Annotated in this window: 19 protein-coding genes; 12 read left to right on the top strand and 7 right to left on the bottom strand. The window is 64.6% G+C overall.

Features of this window, described 5'->3' with window-relative positions:
• Positions 1-9: 9 nt before the first annotated feature.
• From AACQ43_RS16380 to AACQ43_RS16365, 4 genes are read left to right on the top strand one after another with little or no spacing between them, the layout of a single operon-like run.
• Positions 10-384, top strand: a complete 375-nt coding sequence (locus AACQ43_RS16380) for an anti-anti-sigma factor (protein ID WP_168967901.1) — start codon at positions 10-12, stop codon at positions 382-384.
• A gap of 6 nt (positions 385-390) precedes the next feature.
• Positions 391-1,461 (top strand): ATP-binding SpoIIE family protein phosphatase, encoded by a 1,071-nt coding sequence (locus tag AACQ43_RS16375; protein ID WP_168968081.1) that lies wholly within the window; start codon positions 391-393, stop codon positions 1,459-1,461.
• Complete coding sequence (locus AACQ43_RS16370) at positions 1,462-4,128, top strand: response regulator (RefSeq protein WP_168967900.1); 2,667 nt, start codon at positions 1,462-1,464, stop codon at positions 4,126-4,128.
• A gap of 9 nt (positions 4,129-4,137) precedes the next feature.
• Entirely contained in the window at positions 4,138-5,268 is a 1,131-nt protein-coding gene (locus AACQ43_RS16365) for an HD-GYP domain-containing protein (protein WP_065480043.1), read from the top strand.
• On the opposite strand, the gene AACQ43_RS16360 is transcribed toward AACQ43_RS16365, so the two are convergent.
• Positions 5,265-5,939, bottom strand: a complete 675-nt coding sequence (locus AACQ43_RS16360; RefSeq protein WP_168967899.1) for an adenine nucleotide alpha hydrolase — start codon at positions 5,937-5,939, stop codon at positions 5,265-5,267. The two genes, AACQ43_RS16365 and AACQ43_RS16360, sit on opposite strands and share 4 nt — an antisense overlap.
• 245 nt (positions 5,940-6,184) lie before the next feature.
• Here AACQ43_RS16360 and AACQ43_RS16355 point away from each other — a divergent pair, with 245 nt between their 5' ends.
• From AACQ43_RS16355 to AACQ43_RS16320, 8 genes are all read left to right on the top strand, one after another.
• Positions 6,185-7,501, top strand: a complete 1,317-nt coding sequence (locus tag AACQ43_RS16355; RefSeq protein WP_016349180.1) for an MFS transporter — start codon at positions 6,185-6,187, stop codon at positions 7,499-7,501.
• Positions 7,502-7,636: 135 nt separating this feature from the next.
• On the top strand, positions 7,637-8,353 hold the full coding sequence (locus AACQ43_RS16350) for a MarC family NAAT transporter (RefSeq protein WP_162516719.1): 717 nt from the start codon (positions 7,637-7,639) through the stop codon (positions 8,351-8,353).
• A 160-nt stretch (positions 8,354-8,513) separates the two neighbouring features.
• Entirely contained in the window at positions 8,514-8,717 is a 204-nt protein-coding gene (locus AACQ43_RS16345) for a hypothetical protein (protein WP_005308127.1), read from the top strand.
• Positions 8,718-8,883: 166 nt separating this feature from the next.
• Complete coding sequence (locus AACQ43_RS16340; protein WP_168967898.1) at positions 8,884-9,087, top strand: hypothetical protein; 204 nt, start codon at positions 8,884-8,886, stop codon at positions 9,085-9,087.
• A gap of 267 nt (positions 9,088-9,354) precedes the next feature.
• Positions 9,355-10,251 carry an N-acetylmuramic acid 6-phosphate etherase gene (murQ, locus tag AACQ43_RS16335; protein WP_011704387.1) on the top strand — a complete coding sequence of 299 codons (897 nt, stop codon included), beginning with the start codon at positions 9,355-9,357 and terminating at the stop codon, positions 10,249-10,251.
• Positions 10,252-10,350: 99 nt separating this feature from the next.
• Positions 10,351-11,805, top strand: coding sequence for a PTS N-acetylmuramic acid transporter subunit IIBC (gene murP / locus AACQ43_RS16330; RefSeq protein ID WP_168967897.1), 1,455 nt, complete (start codon positions 10,351-10,353; stop codon positions 11,803-11,805).
• A 100-nt stretch (positions 11,806-11,905) separates the two neighbouring features.
• Positions 11,906-12,979, top strand: coding sequence for a porin (locus AACQ43_RS16325; RefSeq protein WP_168967896.1), 1,074 nt, complete (start codon positions 11,906-11,908; stop codon positions 12,977-12,979).
• A 48-nt stretch (positions 12,980-13,027) separates the two neighbouring features.
• Positions 13,028-13,633: a DUF2057 family protein gene (locus AACQ43_RS16320; protein ID WP_168967895.1), complete on the top strand. Its 606-nt coding sequence runs from the start codon at positions 13,028-13,030 to the stop codon at positions 13,631-13,633.
• An 88-nt stretch (positions 13,634-13,721) separates the two neighbouring features.
• Here the strand turns inward: AACQ43_RS16320 and AACQ43_RS16315 are convergent, their stop codons facing one another.
• From AACQ43_RS16315 to rng, 6 genes are all read right to left on the bottom strand, one after another.
• Entirely contained in the window at positions 13,722-14,582 is an 861-nt protein-coding gene (locus tag AACQ43_RS16315; protein WP_011704383.1) for an SIS domain-containing protein, read from the bottom strand.
• Positions 14,583-14,614: 32 nt separating this feature from the next.
• A complete protein-coding gene (gene tldD / locus AACQ43_RS16310) occupies positions 14,615-16,063 on the bottom strand; it encodes a metalloprotease TldD (RefSeq protein ID WP_168967894.1) in 1,449 nt (482 codons plus the stop codon).
• A 150-nt stretch (positions 16,064-16,213) separates the two neighbouring features.
• Positions 16,214-17,020, bottom strand: coding sequence for a carbon-nitrogen hydrolase family protein (locus AACQ43_RS16305; protein WP_168967893.1), 807 nt, complete (start codon positions 17,018-17,020; stop codon positions 16,214-16,216).
• Positions 17,021-17,048: 28 nt separating this feature from the next.
• On the bottom strand, positions 17,049-17,369 hold the full coding sequence (locus tag AACQ43_RS16300; protein WP_019839987.1) for a Dabb family protein: 321 nt from the start codon (positions 17,367-17,369) through the stop codon (positions 17,049-17,051).
• Positions 17,370-17,403: 34 nt separating this feature from the next.
• The gene (locus tag AACQ43_RS16295) at positions 17,404-21,303 is read right to left on the bottom strand and encodes a YhdP family protein (protein WP_168967892.1); all 3,900 of its coding nucleotides are present in this window, start codon (positions 21,301-21,303) and stop codon (positions 17,404-17,406) included.
• Complete coding sequence (rng, locus tag AACQ43_RS16290; protein WP_011704378.1) at positions 21,304-22,773, bottom strand: ribonuclease G; 1,470 nt, start codon at positions 22,771-22,773, stop codon at positions 21,304-21,306.
• Positions 22,774-22,869 lie beyond the last annotated feature (96 nt).

Below are 22,869 nucleotides of genomic sequence, written 5' to 3'. Positions count from 1 at the left end.
GAGAGATGCATGCTGCTCAACAATGATCTGGGCATCGCCGACGTGGCCGACTGCATCGTAGTCAGCATGCGTCCCGACCTCGGTGACGAGGGCATGCAGCAACTGATGCAGGCCCTTTCCCAGCGGCTGATGCTGGGCCGCCAGCACGCGGTACTGTTCGACTTCTCCGGGGTCATGCTGCTCGATCACCACGAATTCAGGCAGGTACGCAAACTGGCCGAGGTGTGCCGCCTGCTCGGTGCCGTCTGCCTGCTGGTGGGGCTGAATGCGGGGATCGCCGCCTTCCTGGCGCTGGCCGATGCCGAGCCCGGGCCGCTGCGCTGCTTTCTCGACATGGATGATGCCTTCGCCCATGTTCGCACGACGCTCAAGGATGAGGAGTAGCGCATGATGCAGCGGGAACAGAGCGTTCAAGTGGCCAGCTATCCGCTGCGCCACGACATCGACCTGCACCTGACGGTGATGGCGGTACGCCGCCTCCCCTTCATCGCCAACCTGTCCGAGGTGGACCGTGCCATGCTCTCCACCGTGGTCTCCGAGCTTGGCAGCAACATTCTGAAATACGCCGAGCGGGGGGAGATCACCCTCACCCTCCACCATCCCAGCGGGCGTCCCTGCATCGACATCGTCGCCCGCGATCAGGGACCCGGCATTGGGGACGTGCATCAGGCCATGCAGGATCACTACAGCACCTCGGGTACCCTGGGGCTAGGCCTGCCCGGCGTGCGCCGCATGATGTCGGAACTCACCATCAGCACCCCGCCGGAAGGGGGAACTCTGGTACAGGCCCGTAAGTGGCTGGGCGTGGCGCCCCTGGTATCCAGACCAATCCCTCCTCTCGCCTGCACAGGCCAGCTGCACGCCGGCCTACAGCTGACATGGGCCAGCGAGAACCGCCCCTGCTATCCGGAACGGGTCTCCGGTGATCTGGCCTTCATCCGGCCGGGGCCGGAGGGGATATCGCTGATCCTGATCGACGTGAGCGGCCACGGCGCCTCGGCCAACAAGCTGGTACAGGTGCTGGAGGCGGCACTGCAGCAAACCCGCGAGCAGGAACCGGCCCGCCTGTTGCAACTGCTGCACCAGCACTGCATCGGTACCCGGGGCGCCGCCGCCGGCGTGGCCCTGGTCAACGGCGAACGGGGTGAGCTGAGCTATGCCGGCATCGGCAATACCCGCATCTGCCTGCGCGGTCATGGTCCCTGGCGCGGCATCTCCCGCGATGGGGTGCTGGGAGAGCGCTTCCCCACCCCCTTGCTGCAGCGCCAGCCACTCGTCGCGGGGGACGTGGTGATGCTCTATTCGGACGGTATCAGCGAATCCCTCAACCTGCGCGACGGAGCACTGGATCTAGCCGCCGAGCCCGCCCAGCTGGCACGCCAAGTGATCGCCCACAGTGGCCGCAGCACCGACGATGCCAGCTGCATCGTGCTGCGCGTGCTGGCAGGGGAGGAGGACTAGATGCGGCAACTAATCGGCGAAACCCTGCTGTCAGGCCCGGCGGCGGCACTCACCGCCCGGCGCAAGGTGATCCAGGTACTCACCTGCCTCGATAGAAGTCCCACCTTCGTGGCACCGCTGGCGGGCGCCACTTCCGAGCTGGTACGCCAGCTGGTGGTGAACGCTGAGCCGCTGCAACTGCAGTTGTGGCTGGAGCCTCGCACACAGGAGTTGTGGCTCTCGCTCTCGGCTGACGCCCCCATCCCCCCCGAGCCGGACGGCTGCCATTCATGTGGCATCCGATTGGTCGCGCACGCGGACAACGCCATCGCCCTGGTCTACCGCCTGCCCCGCTGGCCCGATGGACTGCTGCTGCAACAGATGCAGCAGCAGTTCGCAGAACCGACCCGGGATGAGCTGTTTGCGGTGATGCAGGCCAAGAACCAGGAGCTGGAAGCAGCCTATGAGTTGGCGGAGGGCGCAACCCGGGCCAAGAGCGATTTTCTCGCCAACATGAGCCACGAGATCCGCACCCCCATGAACGCCATCCTCGGCATGTCCCATCTCGCCCTGCAGACCCGGCTCGATCCGCAGCAGTTCGACTATGTCAGCAAGATCCAGCGTTCGGCCCAGCATCTGCTCGGCATCATCAACGACATCCTCGACTTCTCCAAGATCGAGGCCGGCAAGCTGGATCTGGAGCGGATCGAATTCGATCTCGACCATGTGCTGGAGAATCTGGCCACCCTGGTGGGCGAAAAGGCGGAAGCCAAGGGCATAGAGTTGCTGTTCGAGGTCGACCACCAGCTCGACACCCTGCTCTATGGCGATCCCCTTCGCCTCGGCCAGATCCTGATCAATTACGCCAACAATGCGGTCAAGTTCACCGAGCAGGGGGAGATCCTGGTCAAGGTCAGCTGCCTGGAGAAGCAACCCCAGGAGGTGTTGCTGCACTGCTCGGTACAGGACACCGGAATCGGCATGAGCCAGGAGCAGCAACAGCGGCTGTTCCAGTCATTCCAGCAGGCGGACAGCTCCACCACCCGCAAGTACGGCGGTACCGGCCTCGGCCTCGCCATCTCCCGCAGACTGGCCGAGCTGATGGGCGGCGAGGTGGGGGTACAGAGCGAACCAGGCCAGGGTAGCACCTTCTGGTTTACCGCCCGACTCGGTAGGGGCAGGCGCAGATCCCGCTATCTGCCGAGCCTGGATCTGCGCGGGCGCCGCATGCTGGTGGCCGACGACAGTGCCAGCGCCCGCACCATCATGGCCGCCCTGCTGCGCAGCATGAGCTTTGTGGTGGACACCGCCGAATCGGGCCTGCAGGCACTGCAGATGATCGCCGGCGCCGAGCAGGAGGGGCAGCCTTACGAAGTGGTATTGCTGGACTGGCACATGCCGGGGCTGGATGGCATCGAGACCGGTCGCCGCCTCATCGCCCGTGGTATGGGCCCGCGACCCTATCGGGTCATGGTGACCGGCTACGGACGGGAAGAGGTCTTTCGCCAGGCCGATTCCGCCGGCTTTGATCGGGTGCTGGTCAAGCCGGTATGCGCCTCCGTGCTGTTCGATACCGTCATCGGCCTGTTTGGCCAGCAAACAAGTTCTCTCACCTTCAAACCACCGCAGGTGACCCATCGCTACCGCTTCGACGGACTCAGGATCCTGCTGGCGGAAGACAACGAGCTCAATCAGCAGGTGGCGCTGGAACTGCTGCGGGCGGTCGGCGCCGATGTCAGCATCGCCGGCAATGGTGCCATCGCGCTGGAGATGGTGGCCCAGATCCACTACGACCTGATCCTGATGGACATGCAGATGCCGGTGATGGATGGCCTGGCCGCCACCCGGCTGTTGCGCGAGCGGGAAGACGTTGGACAACACACCCCGATCCTGGCGATGACGGCCAACGTCATGGCCGGTGACCGCGAACGCTGCATCGCTGCCGGGATGGACGATCACATCGCCAAGCCCATTGACCCCGACAGGCTGTATGCTGCCCTGCAGCGCTGGGCAACCTCCTTCAGCCGCGAGGTCAACGGCACGCTCACTGCCTCGCGCGCATCCCCCGCCACTGCCTTGCTGCCACAGCTGCAGGCGATCGGGCTCAACGCCGAGCCAGCCCTGCAACGATTGATGCACAACTGGGAGTGGTATCGGGATCTGCTGCAACGTTTCGCCCGCCAGGGGAGTCAGCCGATGGAAACCCTGCTTGCCGCCCTGCAGGCGAATGACCGGGAAGAAGCGCATCGACAGGCCCATACCCTCAAGGGCATAGCCGCAACGCTGGGGGCCGGGTCGCTGCAGGATGTCTCGGCCCGGCTGGAAAGCGCCCTCGCCCGGGGAGACGACGCCGTCAGCCTGCTGCCGCTGGCCGAACTGGGGCTGCAACAACAGCAGCAACTGGCCGCCAGCCTGCTGACACTGCTGCCGGCCCCTGCCGCCTCCGGCTTGCCGGAGGCTACCCCCGCCGAGCTGGCCCCCCTGCTGCACCAGCTGACCGGGCTGCTGCTGGAAGACGATGCGGAAGCCTTCATCCTGTTCCAGCGCAATCAGGCCAGGCTCGCCCCCCTGCTGGGCGAGGCAGCACCGGCCATGCACGATGCCATGACCCGTTTTCGCTTCGCCGATGCCCTGGCATATCTGCAACAAGTCCGGGCCCTCAGACCCGATCTGTTCAACCAAGAGTGAGGCGCCATCATGCTCAACTTGCTGGATCCCGATACCAAACCCACCCTGCTGGTGGTCGATGACACACCGGAGAACCTCTCTCTGCTCAGCGCCCTGCTCAGCCCCCACTACCGGGTCAAGGTCGCCATCAGCGGCCAGCGGGCGCTGGAGATCCTCTCGGCCGGCACCCGGGTGGACCTGATCCTGCTCGACGTGGTGATGCCCCAGATGGACGGCTATCAGGTGATGCAGGCGCTGCAGGAGATGCCGCAGGCACGGGAGATCCCGGTGATCTTCCTGACCGCCAAGGTGGAGGAGAGTGCGGAGGCGCACGGCCTGGCGCTGGGGGCCGTCGACTACATCCACAAGCCCATCACCCCCGCCATCGTGCTGGCCCGGGTCAGAAACCACCTGGAGCTGAAAGCGGCGCGGGATCTGCTGCACGACCAGAACGCCTTTCTGGAGCAGGAGGTGGAGCGGCGCACCCGGGAGAACGAACTGATCCAGAACATCACCATCCACTCCCTCGCCTCCCTTGCCGAAACCCGCGACAACGAGACCGGCAACCATATCCTGCGCACCCAGCACTATGTGCGGCTGCTGGCGGAGACCCTCTGCGAGCATCCCCGCTTTCGTACCGAGCTGACCCCCAAGACCATCGATCTGCTGTTCAAATCGGCCCCGCTGCACGACATCGGCAAGGTCGGTGTGCCAGACCGGATCCTGCTCAAACCCGGCAAGCTGGATGCGGACGAGTTTGCCCAGATGAAGCATCACTCCATTCTTGGCAAGGAGGCCATCGTCCATGCCGAGGAGGCGCTGGGGGTAGAGGTGGAGTTTCTGCGACTGGCCAAGGAGATCGCCTGCTACCACCACGAGAAGTGGGACGGCACCGGCTATCCCTATGGCCTGATCGGTGACGAGATCCCCCTCTCGGCCCGCTTGATGGCGCTGGCCGACGTGTACGACGCCCTCATCAGCAAGCGCTGCTACAAGGCCGCCATGTCCCATCAGGAGGTGGTGCCGATCATACTGGCGGGGCGGGGCAATCACTTCGACCCCGACATCACGGATGCCTTTGCCCGCATCCACCAGCAGTTCCACGAGATAGCCCTGCGCTACAACGACGACAAGGGCGAGCGAGAGTCCAACCGCGACTAGATGGTGGCGGGCAGCAGGTCGGTAAAGACGAAGCCGTCCCGCGCCACCGTCTCCCCCACCCGGATGGCCAGCGGCCGCTGGAACATGGGACCGTCCCAGGCCAGGGTATGAAACTCGCCGTTTTCGCCGCAGGGGTCCACTCCGTCAGGCAGGGCCGCCAGCAGGGCCGCGTCAAACTCATGCCCGCCGAGGGTGGCAGGCAGCTTGCGCGGATCCAGTGTGCTGATCCTGGCCCTGAGCCCTGCCGCCATCATCTCGCCAGCCAGCTCGTCGGTCTTGCTGCCCCACAGCGGAAACAAGGGCGTGATCCCCGTCCCCGCCAGCTGCTGCTCCCGATAGGCGCGCACGTCCTCGAGAAAGAGATCGCCAAACGCCATGTGGCGGATTCCCTGCGCCACCACGTCCGCGATGAAGTCGGTCATGATGCGGGCGTAATCTTCATTGCTGCAGGGCCAGGGCAGGTCGATGGTGGTCAGCGGCAAGCCCACGCACTCAGCCTGCGCCAACAACAACTGCTTGCGCACTCCGTGCATGGCCACCCGTTCGAACGCCTGGTTGAGGGTGGTGAACAGCCCCACCACCTCGATGGCCGGATCCTGCCGCAATGCGTGCAGCGCCCAGGCACAGTCCTTGCCGCTGCTCCAGGAGAGCAGCACCTTGGTCTTCATCATGATTTCTCCCGCTATCTTGAGTTCGGAGCCGGCAAGGCGCCGGCCATCATCCTGATTGTTCACCCGGGCGAGGAGCCCGGCGCTTGATCGTGTCGCTCCGTCTCGCTGCACCAAAAAGCTGCAAGACAGTGTTGCGAATTGTGCGATTTACATCACGGGATGCAAAAGCATAACCTCGGTAATGAGCGTGTCCCCTGCGAGGATGGGGGAACAATAACTAAAAAAACGATGGGAAACATAAGGATATGACGACAGTCACACCAGCTTACGACCACAGCCGTCCCCTCAACCGACAGGATTACAAGACCCTGAGCCTGGCCGCCCTCGGCGGAGCCCTCGAGTTTTACGACTTTATCATCTTCGTCTTCTTCGCCGTGGTGATCGGCGAGCTGTTCTTCCCGGCCGACATTCCCGAGTGGCTGCGCCAGTTCCAGACCTTCGGCATCTTCGCCGCCGGCTATCTGGCCCGCCCGCTGGGCGGCATCATCATGGCCCACTTCGGCGATCTCATCGGTCGCAAGCGGATGTTCACCCTCAGCATACTGCTGATGGCACTGCCGACCCTGCTGATCGGCCTGCTGCCCACCTACGCCACCCTCGGCATCGCCGCACCCCTGCTGTTGCTGCTGTTGCGGATCCTGCAAGGGGCTGCCATCGGCGGGGAAGTGCCCGGAGCCTGGGTATTCGTGGCAGAACACGTGCCCGCCCGCCGGGTCGGTGTCGCCTGCGGCACCCTCACCGCAGGGTTGACGGCCGGCATCCTGCTCGGCTCCCTGGTGGCCACTGCCATCAACCGCGGCATGAGCCCGGGCGAGGTGAGCGACTGGGGCTGGCGGCTGGCCTTCGTGCTCGGCGGAGCATTCGGCATTGTCGCCATGTACCTGCGCCGCTGGCTGCACGAGACCCCGGTCTTTGCCGAAATGCAGGCCAACAAGGCGCTGGCGGAAGAGCTGCCGCTCAAGACAGTACTGCGCAGCCACAAGAGCAGTGTCGTGGTCTCCATGCTGCTCACCTGGCTGCTCTCCGCCGGCATAGTGGTGGTGATCCTGATGACCCCCACCTACCTGCAGAAGGTCCACGGCATCAGCCCGGCCGATGCGCTCACCGCCAACTCGCTGGCCATTCTGGCACTGACCTTCGGCTGCATCGTCTATGGCCGGCTGATCGACGCCCTCGGCAGCGGCCCCACCTTCATGCTGGGCTCATTGCTGCTGGCCGGCGCAAGCTACGCCTTCTATCACGGGCTGGCGACCGACACCAGCCAGCTGGTGCCGCTCTATGCGCTGGCCGGTTTCTCGGTAGGAATCGTCGGTGCCGTGCCCTACGTCATGGTCAACGCCTTCCCGGCGGTGGTGCGCTTCTCCGGGCTGTCGTTCTCCTACAACGTGGCCTACGCCATCTTCGGCGGCCTGACGCCCATGCTGGTCACGCTCTGGATGAAGGAGGACGTGCTGGCCCCCTCCCACTACGTGGTCAGTCTGGCTGCGCTCGGCTTTGTGCTCGGCCTGCTGCTCTGGCTGCAACAACGCAGCCAGCGCCAGAGCGCGCCGCAGGCGGCCTGAACCATTCCGAGCCCCGCCCAGTGCGGGGCTTTTTTCATATGGCTGGTGTTCAGCCAGGTCGACATAAGATAGCCTCCCTCTCGGGCCCATCGACGGCCCGGGACACTCCTCCACCCTAGTCATTCGAGGTTCATGATGTTCTTTCAGGTCGTATTTCTCGCCTTGCTGGCGCTGCTGCCCATGGTCAACCCGCCCACCACGGCCACCCTGTTGCTGGGGCTGAGCAAGGGCATGTCGCGCGAGCACGTGCGCCGCCAGATCAACCTGGCCGCCATCTATCTGTTCTGCACCCTCTGCGTCAGCTTCTTCATCGGCTCCTCCATCCTGGATCTGTTCGGGATCTCCATTCCCGGCCTGCGCCTGGCCGGCGGCCTCATCATCGCCTTCATCGGCTTTCGCATGCTGTTCCCGGCACCGAGCCAGGCGGCCGGGGTCGACATCAACCAGAGCATCGCCTTCGTGCCGCTCACCATGCCCAGCATGTGCGGACCGGGCACCATGGCACTGGTGATCAGCGGCGCCGCCCAGATCGCCGAGCTGCCGGACGAATACAGCCGCTTCACCATCTATGCCGCCATGGTCACCGCCTTCGCACTGATGAGCCTGCTCAGCTGGGGGGTGCTCAAACTGGCGGATCCGGTCTGCAAGATCCTCGGCGCCACTGGCATCGATGCCATGACCCGGATCATGGGCTTCTTGCTGGTCTGCATGGGTATGCAGTTCTGCATCAACGGCATCAAGGAAGTGGCGCAGGATCCGGTGTTCCACGGTGCGCCGGCGGCACAAACGGCTCCCGCATTGCCACACGTATCCGGCGCCCTTGATCAATTGCCGGACCCGCGCCAGCCCTGACTGAAAACGGTGTCATAAAAGCGCAGGAATCGTCGCTGATCTTGCGCCTGATCATGTTGTTGACACATAAATGAGTTAGTGTGTTTTTCATACAGATTCGATTCAGAGAGTGCTTGGTAGGTTTATGGATGGACACCCACTCACTTCAGGAGATGTGCAAATGGAAAAGATGCTGACCGAGATTGGAAGCTACAGCCTGTTTCATGAATATCTGAACGTGGTCGGTGCCGCCAGCCCCGCTCTGACCCGGATCAAAAGCCGGTGGGAGTACAAGCAGAGCGATCGTCTGGTTGCCCAGATCAGAGTCGATCAACAAGGCAACGCGCGCTTCTTCATCGACGCCCGCGCCATTTCGGTCAACTGACCGAGCCCCGTATCTGCAGCCCCGGCACTTGCCGGGGCTTTTTGTTGCCGGTCATACCGCCCCGCCATCCAGCCCCACCAGGATGTTCACTTTTCATACAGCTGACATTCAGTCGCCGACGGCTATCTTGTCGGCGAATCCCCCCCACTTCATGAAGAGCATGCAGATGACCAAGATGCTGACCGAAATTGGCAGCCACAGCCTGTTTCAAGAGTACCTGAACATGATCGGCATTCCCGGCCCGGTACTGGCCAGGATAGAGCAACGGTGGGAGCACCGGCGGCAAGAGAAGCTGGTCGCCAGGATCCTGATCGATCCTCAGGGTAAGGCTCGCTACTACATCAACGCCCGCGCCATCTCGGTCAATTGATCCAGTCAGCTCCGCATACAGCCCCGGCCAACACCGGGGCTTTTTATTGGCTGGCGCTCACCCCCTCCTCGGCGCAATCAGCACCACCCAGCTCCCTCGCCTGGATGTCACCGTGTAGGAATTTTCATAACTTAAAAACAAAAATAAATGGAATAATTAATTATGCGACATTGATCTCATCATAGAAATCAAAAATCGATAATCATGCCTGCCATCAAGAGGGATGTTTTACGCCGGGAGTGGCGATGACCTTAAGCAGAGGAAACGATGACCATTGACCTATCAAGCATGATTACCGAGACCCGCAACCCGGCCAGCGTCGAGATCGACCAGTTGCCGACCCTGGAGATGCTGCGCGTCATCAATCAGGAGGATCAGCAGGTCGCGCTGGCGGTCAGCCAGTTGCTGCCCGAGATCACCCGGGCGGTCGATGCCATCGCGGCAGCGTTCGGCAAGGGAGGCCGGCTGGTCTATATCGGCGCCGGCACCTCGGGCCGGCTCGGCATCCTGGATGCCAGCGAATGCCCGCCGACCTACGGCGTCTCTGCCGAGCAGGTGGTCGGCCTGATTGCCGGCGGCCACAAGGCCATCTTGCAGGCGGTCGAGAACGCCGAAGATGACGCCGAACTCGGTGCCCAGGATCTGAAAAACATCCAGTTCTGTGCCAACGACGTGCTGGTGGGCATCGCCGCCAGCGGCAGAACCCCCTACGTACTGGGCGCCATGGCCCACGCCAGAGCGGTAGGCGCCACGGTCTGCAGCATCAGCTGCAACCCCGGCAGTCCGCTGGCCCAGGCGGCCGACATCAGCATGGTGGCGGTGGTCGGCCCCGAGATCGTCACCGGCTCCTCCCGCATGAAGGCGGGCACCGCGCAGAAGCTGATCCTCAACATGCTATCCACCGGCGCCATGATCCGCACCGGCAAGGTCTACGGCAACCTGATGGTGGACGTGGAAGCCACCAACGCCAAGCTGGTGGAGCGGCAAAAACGCATCGTGATGGAGGCCACCGACTGCGAGCGCGCCGTGGCGGAGCGGGCGCTGGCACAGGCGGACAACCACTGCAAGACCGCCATCGTGATGATCCTGGCCGGACTCACGGCCGACGAAGCCCGCACCCGCCTGCAAAGCAGCAACGGCTTCATCAGCCAGTGCACCCACTGAGCGGCCAACCGCACATTGGCCGGGCCAGGGACGGCAATACCAAAACAAGAACGGGGTGCCCAGGCACCCTCATGACACAACAGACTGACTGGGTTCTTTATGGCAAAAATAACTGACACCATGGTTGGCCAGCTCATCCAGGCCATCGGTGGCCGCGACAACATCACCCACTGCGGCCACTGCATGACCCGGCTGCGGCTGAGCCTGGCCGACAGCCTGCATGCCGACCGGGATACCATCAAACGCATCGCCGGGGTGATGGGAGTCATCGAGAGCGACGACCAGTTCCAGATCGTGCTGGGGCCGGGCAAGGCCCAGACCGCCTGCGAGCTGATGAACGGCATGTTGAGCGCAGGGCTCGGCGCACTGGAGGCGCCAACCGCACAATCCGCCGATCTAGGCGAGATCGCCGCCGCCAAGAAACAGGCGCTGAAGCAGAAACAGACCAGTGCGGCCCACCGCTTCCTGGCCAAGTTTGCCACCATCTTCACTCCGCTGATCCCCGGCTTCATCGCCGCCGGCCTGCTGCTCGGCTTCGCCACCCTGATCGAGCAGACCCTGCTGCAGGAAGGCCAGCAGGCGGGCGGCATGCTGGCCGAGTTCGTCGGCTACATGAAGCTGTTCAGCAAGGGCTTGTTCAGCTTCCTCAGCATCCTCATCGGCTACAACGCCCAGAAGGCGTTCGGCGGCTCCGGGGTCAATGGCGCCATCCTCGCCTCGCTGTTCGTGATGGGCTATGACCCGCAGGCCACCAGCGGCATCTATGCCGGGGTCAGCGACTTCTTCGGCCACCAGATAGATCCGCGCGGCAACATCATCGGGGTGCTGATCGCCTGCATCATCGGCGCCTCGGTGGAGCGTCAGGTACGCCGCTTCATACCCGACAGCCTCGACATGATCCTCACCTCCGGCATCACCTTGCTGATCATGGGAGCCGTCACCTTCGTCCTGATCATGCCCCTCGGCGTGCAGCTCTACAACGGCATGTCCTGGCTCTTCATCCACCTCAACGGCAATCCGTTCGGCACCGCAATCCTGGCCGGCCTGTTCCTCATCTCGGTGATGTTCGGCATCCACCAGGGGTTCGTGCCCGTCTACTTCGCGCTGATGGATGCCCAGGGCTTCAACTCCCTGTTCCCCATCCTGGCGCTGGCGGGCGCCGGCCAGGTCGGCGCCGCCCTGGCGCTCTACAGCCGCGCCGGCAAAGACTCCCTGCTGCGCACCCAGGTCAAGGGCACCATCATTCCCGGCATCCTGGGAGTCGGCGAGCCGCTCATCTACGGCGTCACCCTGCCGCGGGTCAAACCCTTCATCACCGCCTGCTGCGGCGGCGCCCTCGGCGGCTTCCTGGTCGGCCTCATCTCCTGGCTGGGCCTGCCGGTCGGTCTCAATACCGTGTTCGGCCCCTCCGGCATCGTCGCGCTGCCGCTGATGACCTCGGCCCAGGGGATCTTCCCCGGCATGCTGGTCTACGCCGCCGGCCTCGCCGTCGCCTACCTCGGCGGCTACCTCATCACCCTGATGTTCGGCTGCAAGAACGTCGATCTGAGTTAATCCCCCTCCGGATTCATCGCCAAGGTCTGGCCCCGAGCAATCGGGGTCACGGCCAAACTCACCCCGGCTCTGGCACAGAGCCCACACAGGAAAGACAACAATGAAACAGTCCATGCTTGCCCTGGCCATTCCTGCCCTGCTTGCCGTCGGTACGGCGCAGGCCGCCGTCATCTATCAGGCCGATGACGGCTCCAACGTCGATCTCTACGGTCGCCTCGGCTTCAACATCTCGGACAAGAAGAGCGGCAACGATCAGGGCGACTTCGACGGCCGCATCGGCTTCACCGCCCGCCAGACTGTCAACGAGCAGGTAGCCGTGATCGGCATGGCCCAGTACCAGGTCAACGCCGCCGAATACGCCAACAACGTGCAGAAGAACAGCAGCGATCTCACCGCCCGTTACGTCTGGGCCGGGCTCGATGGCGGCCAGTGGGGCAAGCTGACCGGTGGCCGGGTCTCCTCCGGACTCATCATGTTCACCGACATCGGCGACGTGTTTGCCGCCTCCGATGTCTCCATGGCGCGCCAGGCCAGCAAGGTGGACTCCACCGCGGTACAGGTGTTCCGTCAGGATGGCACCCTGCAATACCAGAACACCCTCGGCAATCTGGACTTGTCGCTGGCCTACATCCTCGGCAACGGCACCTCGGATCTCGACTACGGCTACAACGGCGCCCTGCGCTACACCTTCGATCTCGGTGCGGCGGGCAAGCTGGCGCCGGTCATCGCCTACCAGCAGAGCAAGGCGGCCCAGACCGGTGCCAGCAAGGTCGACCCCAACGCCGACGAGTACCGCTTCAGCGGCATCGGCACCCGCTACACCCTGGGCCCGCTGATGCTGGGCGCTCTCTATGCCAAGGATCAGGTGAGCTATCGCAACGGCCAGGTGGACAGCGAAGACAAGGTGTGGGAGCTGACCGCCGTCTACGACATCAACCAGAAGTGGGCCGCTCGCGCCGGCTACCGCCACCTCGACAACGACGGGGGGGACGGCATGAGCCTGCGCGATACCACCCTGGAGCTGCAGTACAAGCTCACTCCACGCTCCTCCCTCTACAGCGCCTACGTGTTCCGGGGCGGTGAAGACGGGTTGAGCGGCAGCACGGTCACCAGTTTTGGCGGCAGCAGCAACAGCGAGGATTTCTACCACCTCGGCCTGCGCTACGAGTTCTGATCCCCTGCCGGCCAGTCGGCCGGCTTTTGCTTTCTGCTGGAGCCCCCCATGATCCGCCTCCCACTGCTCACCACCCTGCTGCTGTTGCTGGCCCTGCCAACCCAGGCCGCCCGGCTGGAGCTGGCAGACAACCTCACCCTGCTCGCTTCATCCCGGGGCAAGGCCTCCCCCTTCGAGCGCGCCCTCACGCTGCCCGCCGGTGAGACCCGGCTGCTGGTACGCTTCGACAGCCCGCTCGATCCCGGCTCCACCAACGAGAGCCAGGGGCGCGCCCGCTCCGCCCCGCTGCTGCTGACACTGACCCTGCCGGCCAACGGCACCCTGCGGCTGGTCACCCCGCCACTGCCCACCCCGCAGGCCATTCGCCGCTTTGCAACCAGCCCGGCTCTGCAACTGGCGACCGCTGACGGCACCCGCCCCTTGCTGACCACTGCGCTCCCGCGCAGCCAGGACAGTCTGCTGACCGACTATCAGGCGCTGCTGGCCCGTTACGACGGGGCAGCCAGCGCAGCCACCTCCCTGCCAACCGTCACACCCGTGCTGCACGAAGCCACCCCGGGCGCCGTGCCCGTCGACCCCGAACTGCAACGGCGCTACCTCGCCGCCGACGAGGCCCAGCGCAAGGCCTTCCTGCGCTGGGCCCTCGCCCTCTGAACCGGCACTGGCCCATAAAAAAACCACCCGCAGGCGGGTGGTTTTTCTTTCTCGGCAGGTCTCGGCGTCTATTGCAGCCAGCCCTGCTTCACTCCTTGTTGAGCCGGTCGATGGCACCCCGGGTGCCGTCGATCAGCGCCCAGGCCTCGTCGCGGCGCTGCACCAGGCCGAGGAACAGGATATCGGTGATGGTGTTCTGGGCGGTACGCGACGAGATGGAGGAGATGCGCAGCTCGTTCTCGTCGGCCACCGTGTCCAGCACCATGTCGGCCATCTGCCGCAGAGGGGTGTTGCGAAACGAGGTGACCGCGATCAGGGTGGCGCCGTTGCGCTTGGCCAGCTCGGCCGCCGCCAGCACGTCCCGGCTGGCGCCGGAATAGGAGACCACCAGCTGCACGTCCCCCGGGCCCAAGGTCTGGGCGATGGAGATCTGCACGTGGCTGTCCTGGGCGAACAGAGTGGTGACCCCGATCTTGAGCAGCTTGTACCAGAGATCCTTGGCGGTCAGCGCCGAGCCACCGATCCCCACCAGCTGGACCCGGCCAGCCTGGTTGATGACGTCCAGCACCCGCGCCAAAGTGGCATTGTCGAGGGCCTGGGTGGTCTCCACGATGGAGTTGATCTTCTCCTGGGCCAGCTTCTTGGCCATGGTCTCCAGATCGTCGTCGCGGCCGATGCCGTTGTAGAGATCCCCTACGTTGTCGGTCTTGATGGCGTGCTTGCGCCCCAGATCCTCGCTGACCGCCAGCTTGAAGGCAGTGAAGCCCTTGAACCCGATCTTCTGGGTGAACTTCACTATGCTCGACTGGCTGACGTCAGCCTGCTGCGCCAACTCCTGGGAGGAGAAGTGGGTCACCTGCTCCGGGCAAGCCAGGATGTAATCGGCGATCTTGAGCTCGCTGGGGGAGAGCTGACTGCGGATATTGGAAATTTTCGACAGGGTAAGCATGGGTTCTCTCTGCTGCTTGTTCTGCGGCGCCCTTACTGGGTGCCGCCCACGGTGAGCTGATCCAGCTTGAGGGTGGGCTGGCCGACACCGACCGGCACGCTCTGCCCCTCCTTGCCACAGACCCCGACCCCGCGATCCAGCGCGAGATCCTTGCCCACCATGGAAACCTGGCTCATCGCCTCGGGGCCGTTGCCGATCAGGGTCGCCCCCTTGATGGGTGCGGTGATCTTGCCATCCTCGATGAGGTAGGCCTCGGAGGCGGAGAAGACGAACTTGCCGGAGGTGATGTCCACCTGACCGCCGCCGAAGTTGGGGGCATAGATCCCCTTCTTCACCGAGGCGATGATCTCGGCCGGATCATACTGACCCGCCAGCATGTAGGTGTTGGTCATGCGCGGCATCGGCAGGGCGGCGTAGGATTCACGGCGGCCATTGCCGGTGAGCGGCACGCCCATCAGACGGGCATTCTGCTTGTCCTGCAGGTAACCCTTGAGGATGCCGTTCTCGATCAGCACGTTGTAGCCGCCTGGTGTTCCCTCGTCGTCGATGGAGACGGAGCCACGCCGACCTGGCAGAGTGCCATCATCGACGATGGTGCAGTGCTTGGAGGCCACCTGCTCGCCGATGCGACCGGCAAAGGCAGAGGAGCCCTTGCGGTTGAAGTCCCCTTCCAGACCGTGGCCCACCGCCTCATGCAGCAGCACACCGGGCCAGCCGGCACCGAGCACCACCGGCATGGTGCCGGCCGGGGCGTCGATGGCGTCGAGGTTCACCAGCGCCTGGCGCACAGCTTCGCGCACATAGCCAAACGCCCGGTTCTCCAGTCCGTCCAGCTCGAGGAAGTAGTCGTAGCCGAAGCGGCCACCACCACCGGCACTGCCGCGTTCGCGACGATCGCCCTTCTCGGCGATGACGGTCACCGACAGGCGCACCAGCGGACGCACGTCGGCGGCCAGGGTGCCGTCGGTGGCGGCCACCAGCACCTCTTCATAGACGCCGCTGATGGAGGCCATCACCTGATTGATGGCGGGATCCAGACTTCTGGCAAACTTGTCCATCTGCTCCAGCAGGGCGATCTTCTGCTGCTTGTCGAGGGTCTGCAGCGGATCCAGCGCCGGGTAGAGCAGGTTTGCTTCGGTGCGAGCCCACGCCTTCACCTTGCCCTGCGCACCGGCGGCCGCGATGCCACGGGCGGCGGTCACCGACTGCTGCAGCGCCAGCAGGCTCAGCTCGTCAGAGTAGGCGAAGCCGGTCTTCTCGCCGCTGACGGCGCGCACCCCGACACCCTGATCGATGTTGTAGCTGCCATCCTTGACGATGCCGTCCTCCAGCATCCAGGACTCGTGCCAGCTGCGCTGGAAATAGAGGTCGCCGAACTCCACCTGATGGCTCATCAGGTTGCCGAGCAACTGCTGCAGTCGCCCTTCGTCGAGGTCGTGGGGGGCCAACAGGGAAGCACTAACCTGGCTCAATAGACTCAATCTTTCTCTCCACTCTCGATGCGAGATGTCGTAACGGTTAAATCCCAGACCGTGGGTTCGCTTGGCGAAACGTCAGCGGACGTCCAACCCACCATCGGGTTTGCAAGCGTCCGACTCCCCCGCCACAGGGCGAATCGAACCTGCACATCTTCATAGCAGACGGGCATGGCTCAGCACCGGCATGGTGCGTTGCAGTTCGTCCATAAGACCGGGGTCCAGCGGCGCCAGCACGGTGCCGCGCCCGCTGTCCAGGCTGGCCAGCACCCGACCCCAGGGGTCGATCACCATGCTGTGACCCCAGGTCTGGCGCCCCGTCTCGTGGGTGCCGCCCTGATTGGCGGCCACCAGGTAACACTGGTTCTCGATGGCGCGGGCCCGCAGCAGCGGCTCCCAGTGCGCCTCGCCTGTCACGGCGGTGAAGGCGGCAGGCACCAGCAGCACACGGGCGCCGGCGCGGGCCAGCCGGCGGTACAGCTCGGGAAAGCGCAGATCATAACAGATCGAGAGGCCGAGGGGACCAAACGGTGAGTCCACCAGCACAGGCTCCTCGCCGGGGCTGAAGGTTTCCGACTCCCGGTAGCGGCCGTGATTGTCCGCCACGTCCACATCGAACAGGTGGATCTTGTGGTAGTGGCCCTTGCGCTCGCCGCTGGGGTCGAACACCAGGGTACTGGTGTGGATATGGTCGGCACCGGCGATGGTGGTCGGCATGGCCCCCGCCACCAGCCAGATGCCATAGTCACGAGCCCATTCGGCCAGTTGCTGCTGGATCGGGCCCTCACCGATGGTCTCGGCACCGTCCAGATAACCCTGCCGCTCGCCAAACAGGGCGAAATTCTCCGGCAGCAGCACCAGCAATGGCCGCTCACTCGGCAGCAGGGCCAGCTCGGCGGCGATCTGCTCCCGGTTGTCCTGCCAATTGCGGCCCGATACCAGCTGTATTGCGGCTAACCACATGAGACGCTCCTTGTCGTTGTTGCCACCGTCAGATGCTGACCGCATCGCCGGCCTGCAGGGTGTAATCCAGCACTATGATACGTTCCAACACTGGGCGGAAGATGGCCTTGAGGGCATCGTGATCCGGGTGGGGCAGATAGCGCTGGCGGGCGGCCTCGTCGGCAAAGGTCATCAACACGCTGTGGGTGAAGCCCTCGGCCCGCCCCTCCGGGCTGTCATCCCGCCCCCACTCCACCGCCAGCACGCCGCTGACCTGATGGGGGATGGCGAGAAAGGCTGCGCGCACCGCGTCTATCTGTTCGGGCTGGGTGCCCGGCTTGAAGGCGATCAGCAGGATATGTCGGATCATGGCTCACTCCTTGTGATGGTGCCGGGCCGCTCGTTCAGCGCTGGGCGGGCCCCGCGTGTTTGGGGGTCAGCAGGAAGGGGGTCACCTCCTGCGTCGGCAGGTTGGGGGCCACCGCATCGACCGCCTCCTTCTGCTGCTGATTGAGCTTGATGCGGGCCCGATCCCGTCCCGCCTCGATCAGCTTGGGATCGTCGAGCGGGCCGGAAACCCGGAAATCGATGCGGGTGACCACGTCCACCACCGGCTCCAGCAGTTTGGAGAGCGCCAGCACGTAGAGCCCGGTGATCGGGGTCAGCGAGAAGGCGGCCACCACCGGCAGGGTGCCGCCCAGGTTGGGGGAGAAGCTCAGCTCGTAGTCGAGCCGCCAGCGCACCAGATCGGCGATGCCCTCGCCGCGCAGGTTGCCGGCCGCCCCCTTCATGTAGAAGTCGCGGTTGTCCACCACCCCCTGCTTGATCTTGGCGGAGGCCGACATGGACTCGAAGTAGAAGCCCTTGTCGAACACGTCGCGAAAATCGAGGCGCAGCTTGCGCAGCAATGAATCCAGGCTGAGCAGGGAGAGCAGTCGCGCCCCCTTGTCGTTGACTTCGCGCAGGGTGCCGCCTTCCAGCTGATAGTCAGCGGTGCCGGTCAGGGTCGGCACGTTCGGCCGGTAGGGCACATCGCGCCAGCTCAGATCCAGCGCCATCTTGCCGGGCGCATCGCCGATGGGCGAGGTGTAGCCGAGCCGCTTGAGCAGCAGCTCGCTGTTGTTGCTGCTGATGTGGGCGCGGGCGCGGGTCTGCATACCGTCCGCCCCGGCCAGCCACTCGGCGCTGCCGTTCAGCTGGCTGCCCGCCAGCCGCATCTCCAGCCCCTTGAGGCTCAGCTTGTCGGCTCCCGGGATCAACTCCCCCTTCACCTCGCCCAGCGGCAACTCGCCGAAGCGGCAATCCACGCAGCTGAAGGTGAGCCAGGGGATGGCATCCATGATGGCTCTGTCCTGTCTGGCATCGGGATCCGGGCTCAGATCCGAACTCTTGCCGGACCAGTGGATGCGGGCAAATTTGGCGTCGATGGGCTGACGCTCGGACACCGGCAGGCGCACCACCCCCATCACGTCAGGGCTGTCGATCATCACCTCGGTGGCCTGATTGACCGGCCCCACGGTGAAGTGCACCGCCTTGAGGTTGGCGCTGCCGATGTCGGCGCGGGCCAGGCGGCCGTCCACCCACCACTCCTGCGGCAAGAAAGAGGGCCCCACCACCGCATTGCCGCTCGGCGCCGTGCTGGCCGGCAGCCACTGCTTGAGACGGGCCAGCCAGCCGGCCACGTCGGCCTGCTGCTGGTTGATGGCAAGCAGCATGGGCCGGTCGCGCAGCACCCGGGCGCCGGGCTGCCCCACGTCCACCCGCACCCGGCTGAGGTAGGGCACGCCGTCGCCGTACACCAGCCGGCTCTGCATATCCACGTCGGCCCCGAGCACGGCGCGGATGTCGGCACTGCCATCGCGGCCACGGGCGGTCACCTTGAGCGGCAGCCGGCTGCCGGCCGCCTTGGCAAGCGGAGCTGGCAGATCCAGCCCCATGCCCTGCAGGTTGGAGTCGAGCGCCAGCTGGAAGCTGAACGGCTGATCGCTTGGCAGGGTCAGCCCCAGGCTGCCGGCCCAGTTGCCGCGTCCCTTGAGGATGTCCAGCGCCGGGATGTCCTGACGCTGGCGGCGGCTGTCCCACAGTCCCTTGAACTTGAGATCGACCTGATAGCGATTGGGCTGCTGGCGACCCTGATAGTCGAGGGTGAGCGGCTGGTTCCACAGGCTCGCCTTGAGGTTGCTGAAGCGGGTCTGCTCGTTGTCATACTCGAGCCGCCCCTGCACCTGCTCCAGCGGCAGATCCAGGCTGGTCACCCGCACCTTGTTGTTGCTGAACAGAGCGTCGCCGCTTGCCTTGACCTCGCTCTCGCCATCCAGCGGAATATCCAGCTTCACCGAGCCCTTCATGGGGCCGCGGATCTCCACCTCCCGCAGCGCCTGACCAACTGAGCCGCCGAGCGGCGAGTCCTGCAGGTAGTCGCTGATGGCCTTGCCCTCACCCTCAACCTTGGCATCGACGTAGAGGTGGGCCCCCGGATAGAGGTCCGGGATCCAGGCGTGCACCGAGTCGGAGCTGGCCTTGCCGAGCTGGGTAGCGCGGCTGTTCATGTCGAGGCTGGCGTTCTGGAACAACAGATCGATCTGCAGGTCGGTGAGCGGTTGCCAACCGGGGAAGAATTCGTAGGAGGCCTGCTGCAGCGGCACCGCCACCTGGAAGATGCCCTCGCCCTTGCGGTAGGGGAAGTCGCGGAACTCGCCGTACCAGAGCAGGTCAGCCCCCTTGGCCTTGCCCCCCTTGATGGCCCCGCTCAGGTAATCCACCAGGCTCTTGTCCATCACCTGCAGCGGATAGTAGCGATCGGCGTTGGCCGCATTCTTGACGTCGATGCGGCCAGTCAGGGCGAGGAAGGGGTGCTCGAACAGATCGAGCCGAAAGCGGCTGGCGAGGCTCAAGTCCGGGTTGTCCAGCACCAGATCCTGGCCATAGAGCACCCAGCCCTGCGACACCTGCCACCAGTCGAGCCGCGCCGAGAAGCGATCTATGGGGATCGGCTCCTTGAAGTGGCGGGCCGGGTCTATGGCATCGTTTGCCAGTTGCAGCCGGGCGCTGCCGCCGGTCGGGGTGAGCCAGAACTCACCGTTGAGGTCGCGCACGCCGGGCACGTCGTGCCAGGCGTTGACCCGGATGTGGGACAGCTGGCCGCTGACGGAGAGCCCCTGCCAGCCGGCATCCGCCTGCAGGATCAGATCCTGGATCTTGCCGGTCGGGCGGGTGCGCTTGAGGGTCTCGGTCAGCTCGGGATAGATCCCCGACACCAGCTGGCTCAGGTTGGCGATCTGGTCCAGATCGATGGCCGGTACATAACCCTGGATGCGATCGCCGACCCGCTCGAGCTGCAACCGGCTGTGCAGCCAGGGCTTGCCGTCGAGCTTGAAGGTGACGTCGTGGCTGGCAAACTGCCACTCCTTGCCGTCCCGGCGCAGCTGGATCTTGCCCCCCTGCAGCCCGAGCCGGTGCAGGTCACCCTGTTTTTCATCCTGCCAGATCAGATAGTTGTCGCCGAACGCCAGCAACGAATCCCCCAGCTGACCGGCCTTGAACTCGCTCCAGAGCTGAAAGTCGAGCTGGCCGCTCACCTTGGGCTCCCCTGAATGGGTACGGGCCAGCATGGGGCTGATGTCGAGCTGGCGGGCCCCCAGATAGAGCTGACCCTTGAGCCGATCGAGCCGCACTTGGGGGGCATCTACGTCGACGATGAGGTCTAGGGTGCTCTCGCCCACCCCGTTGATGAGATAGGCCTTGCCGACCCCCTGATGGCGCTTGCCACGGTTCTGCCAGCGCAGCTGGGCGATGTCGAGGGCACGCACCTCCCCCAGCGCCGTGGTGAGGCTGAGGCGGGTGTCGTGAATATCGAAGGTGGAGAGCTGGGTCAGCAGAAAGCGCAGCAGGGCCTGCTGCTGGTCGCTGCCGTTGCCGGTTTCCGGCTCCGCGGGCTGGCCCAGATCCAGCGCTATGTCGCCATCGCTCAGGATCAGCTGGCCAAATACCGGCTTGAGTTCGTTGAGGGAGCGCCAGAAGTCGAGGTGGGCCCACACCTTGCCAAGACGCAGGGCGAAGCGGCCCGAGTTCGGCGCGATCACCAGTTGCTGCAGCTCGAGGGCCGGGCCGCGCTGGGTCCAGTCCAGCCCGATGCGATCGACGCTGGCCTCCAGCTTGCTGTCGGCCAGCAGGGTATTGAGCAGCGCCTGACGGTGCTGATTGAGCAAGGGACCGCCAAAGCGCACCAGGCTGACCAGGATGGCCAGCAGCACGAAGAAGACCCCGAGGGCCAACCAGCCCCGACTCAGCCAGCGATAGACCAATTACATCATCACCACGTCGAATTGCTCCTGCCCGCAGAGGGGCTCGCTGACCACCCTGACCTGCTTGCCGATGAACACTTCCAGTTCGGCCAGGCTGTGGGACTCCTCGCCCCGCAGGTAGTCGGCCACCGCCGGGGCGGCGTAGACGGTGAACTGATCCGCGTCGTAGGCCCGGTTGACCCGGATGATCTCCCGCAGGATCTCGAAGCAGACCGACTCCACCGTCTTGACCCGACCGCGCCCCTTGCACTCGGGACACTCGGAGCAGAGCACGTGCTCCAGGCTCTCGCGGGTGCGCTTGCGGGTCATCTCCACCAGGCCGAGCTGGGAGAAGCCGTTGACGTTGGTCTTGGCGCGGTCCTTCGACAGCGCCTGCTCCAGACTGTGCAGCACCCGCCGGCGGTGATCCTCGGACTGCATGTCGATGAAGTCGATGATGATGATGCCGCCGAGGTTGCGCAGGCGCAGGTGACGGGCGATGGCCGCCGTCGCCTCGACGTTGGTGTTGAAGATGGTCTCTTCCAGGTTGCGATGGCCGACGAAGGCCCCGGTGTTGATGTCCACCGTGGTCATGGCTTCGGTCTGGTCGATGATGAGATAGCCGCCGGATTTGAGCTCCACCTTGCGCTCCAACGCCCGCTGGATCTCGTTCTCCACGTCGTAGAGATCGAAGATCGGCGACTCGCCGGAGTAGTACTCCAGCTTGTTGGCCAGCTCAGGCACGTACTCCTCGGTGAAGCGCTTGAGCTGATCGAAGCTCTGGCGCGAGTCGACCCGGATCTTGTCGAGCTCGGCCCCGACGAAGTCGCGCACCACCCGAAAGGCCAGGCTGGGATCCTCGTAGAGGATCTTGCAGGGCGGGTACTTTTGCTTGCGCTCCAGGATCTTGCGCCACAGGCGCTTCAAGAAAGCGGCATCCTGCTCCAGCTCCTGCTCACCCACCCCTTCGGCGGCGGTGCGGATGATGTAGCCACCCAGCTCGTCCACATAGCCGGCCACGGTGCGCTTGAGGCGCTCGCGCTCCGCCTCGGATTCGATGCGCTGGGAGACGCCGACGTGGGCACTGCCAGGCATGAACACCAGATAGCGGGACGGCAGGGTGATGTCGGTGGTGAGGCGGGCGCCCTTGGTGCCCAGCGGGTCTTTCACCACCTGCACCATGATGTCCTGCCCCTGGCGCACCAGCTCGGCGATGTTGCCGGCCTGGAACTGCTCCTTCTCCTTCACCGCCACGCACTCGGTGTGCGGCACTATGTCGGAGGCGTGCAGGAAGGCCGCCTTGTCCATGCCGATATCGACGAAAGCCGCCTGCATGCCGGGCAGCACCCGGCTGATCTTGCCTTTGTAGATGTTGCCCACGATGCCGCGCTTGGCCTGACGCTCCACGTGCACTTCCTGCAGCAGACCGTTCTCGACCAGGGCAACCCGGGTTTCGGAGGGGGTGACGTTTACCAGCAGTTCTACCGACATAAGTTACCTTGCCTTTCTAGTTTTAAATTCTGGCAGCCAAACCGGCACGTGCCCGGTGAGTAACGCAGTAAGAAACAGCCGGTGCATGTCACCGAC

Source organism: Aeromonas sp. DNRA1 (assembly GCF_963888745.1).
GTDB classification, from domain to species: Bacteria; Pseudomonadota; Gammaproteobacteria; order Enterobacterales; family Aeromonadaceae; genus Aeromonas; species Aeromonas hydrophila.
Note: the sequence above shows the minus strand (reverse complement) of the source record. Positions and strands in the feature narration are given on the sequence as shown.

What these genes read in the sequence shown, in the direction of transcription:
- AACQ43_RS16320 (WP_168967895.1), top strand. Translation starts at nt 13,028, where the DNA reads ATGATCCGCCTCCCACTGCTCACCACCCTGCTGCTGTTGCTGGCCCTG.
- AACQ43_RS16360 (WP_168967899.1), bottom strand. Translation starts at nt 5,939, where the DNA reads ATGATGAAGACCAAGGTGCTGCTCTCCTGGAGCAGCGGCAAGGACTGT.
- AACQ43_RS16345 (WP_005308127.1), top strand. Translation starts at nt 8,514, where the DNA reads ATGGAAAAGATGCTGACCGAGATTGGAAGCTACAGCCTGTTTCATGAA.
- murQ (WP_011704387.1), top strand. Translation starts at nt 9,355, where the DNA reads ATGACCATTGACCTATCAAGCATGATTACCGAGACCCGCAACCCGGCC.
- AACQ43_RS16350 (WP_162516719.1), top strand. Translation starts at nt 7,637, where the DNA reads ATGTTCTTTCAGGTCGTATTTCTCGCCTTGCTGGCGCTGCTGCCCATG.
- murP (WP_168967897.1), top strand. Translation starts at nt 10,351, where the DNA reads ATGGCAAAAATAACTGACACCATGGTTGGCCAGCTCATCCAGGCCATC.
- AACQ43_RS16300 (WP_019839987.1), bottom strand. Translation starts at nt 17,369, where the DNA reads ATGATCCGACATATCCTGCTGATCGCCTTCAAGCCGGGCACCCAGCCC.
- AACQ43_RS16315 (WP_011704383.1), bottom strand. Translation starts at nt 14,582, where the DNA reads ATGCTTACCCTGTCGAAAATTTCCAATATCCGCAGTCAGCTCTCCCCC.
- AACQ43_RS16355 (WP_016349180.1), top strand. Translation starts at nt 6,185, where the DNA reads ATGACGACAGTCACACCAGCTTACGACCACAGCCGTCCCCTCAACCGA.
- AACQ43_RS16375 (WP_168968081.1), top strand. Translation starts at nt 391, where the DNA reads ATGCAGCGGGAACAGAGCGTTCAAGTGGCCAGCTATCCGCTGCGCCAC.
- rng (WP_011704378.1), bottom strand. Translation starts at nt 22,773, where the DNA reads ATGTCGGTAGAACTGCTGGTAAACGTCACCCCCTCCGAAACCCGGGTT.
- AACQ43_RS16340 (WP_168967898.1), top strand. Translation starts at nt 8,884, where the DNA reads ATGACCAAGATGCTGACCGAAATTGGCAGCCACAGCCTGTTTCAAGAG.
- AACQ43_RS16380 (WP_168967901.1), top strand. Translation starts at nt 10, where the DNA reads ATGCTGCTCAACAATGATCTGGGCATCGCCGACGTGGCCGACTGCATC.
- AACQ43_RS16365 (WP_065480043.1), top strand. Translation starts at nt 4,138, where the DNA reads ATGCTCAACTTGCTGGATCCCGATACCAAACCCACCCTGCTGGTGGTC.
- AACQ43_RS16325 (WP_168967896.1), top strand. Translation starts at nt 11,906, where the DNA reads ATGAAACAGTCCATGCTTGCCCTGGCCATTCCTGCCCTGCTTGCCGTC.
- AACQ43_RS16305 (WP_168967893.1), bottom strand. Translation starts at nt 17,020, where the DNA reads ATGTGGTTAGCCGCAATACAGCTGGTATCGGGCCGCAATTGGCAGGAC.
- AACQ43_RS16370 (WP_168967900.1), top strand. Translation starts at nt 1,462, where the DNA reads ATGCGGCAACTAATCGGCGAAACCCTGCTGTCAGGCCCGGCGGCGGCA.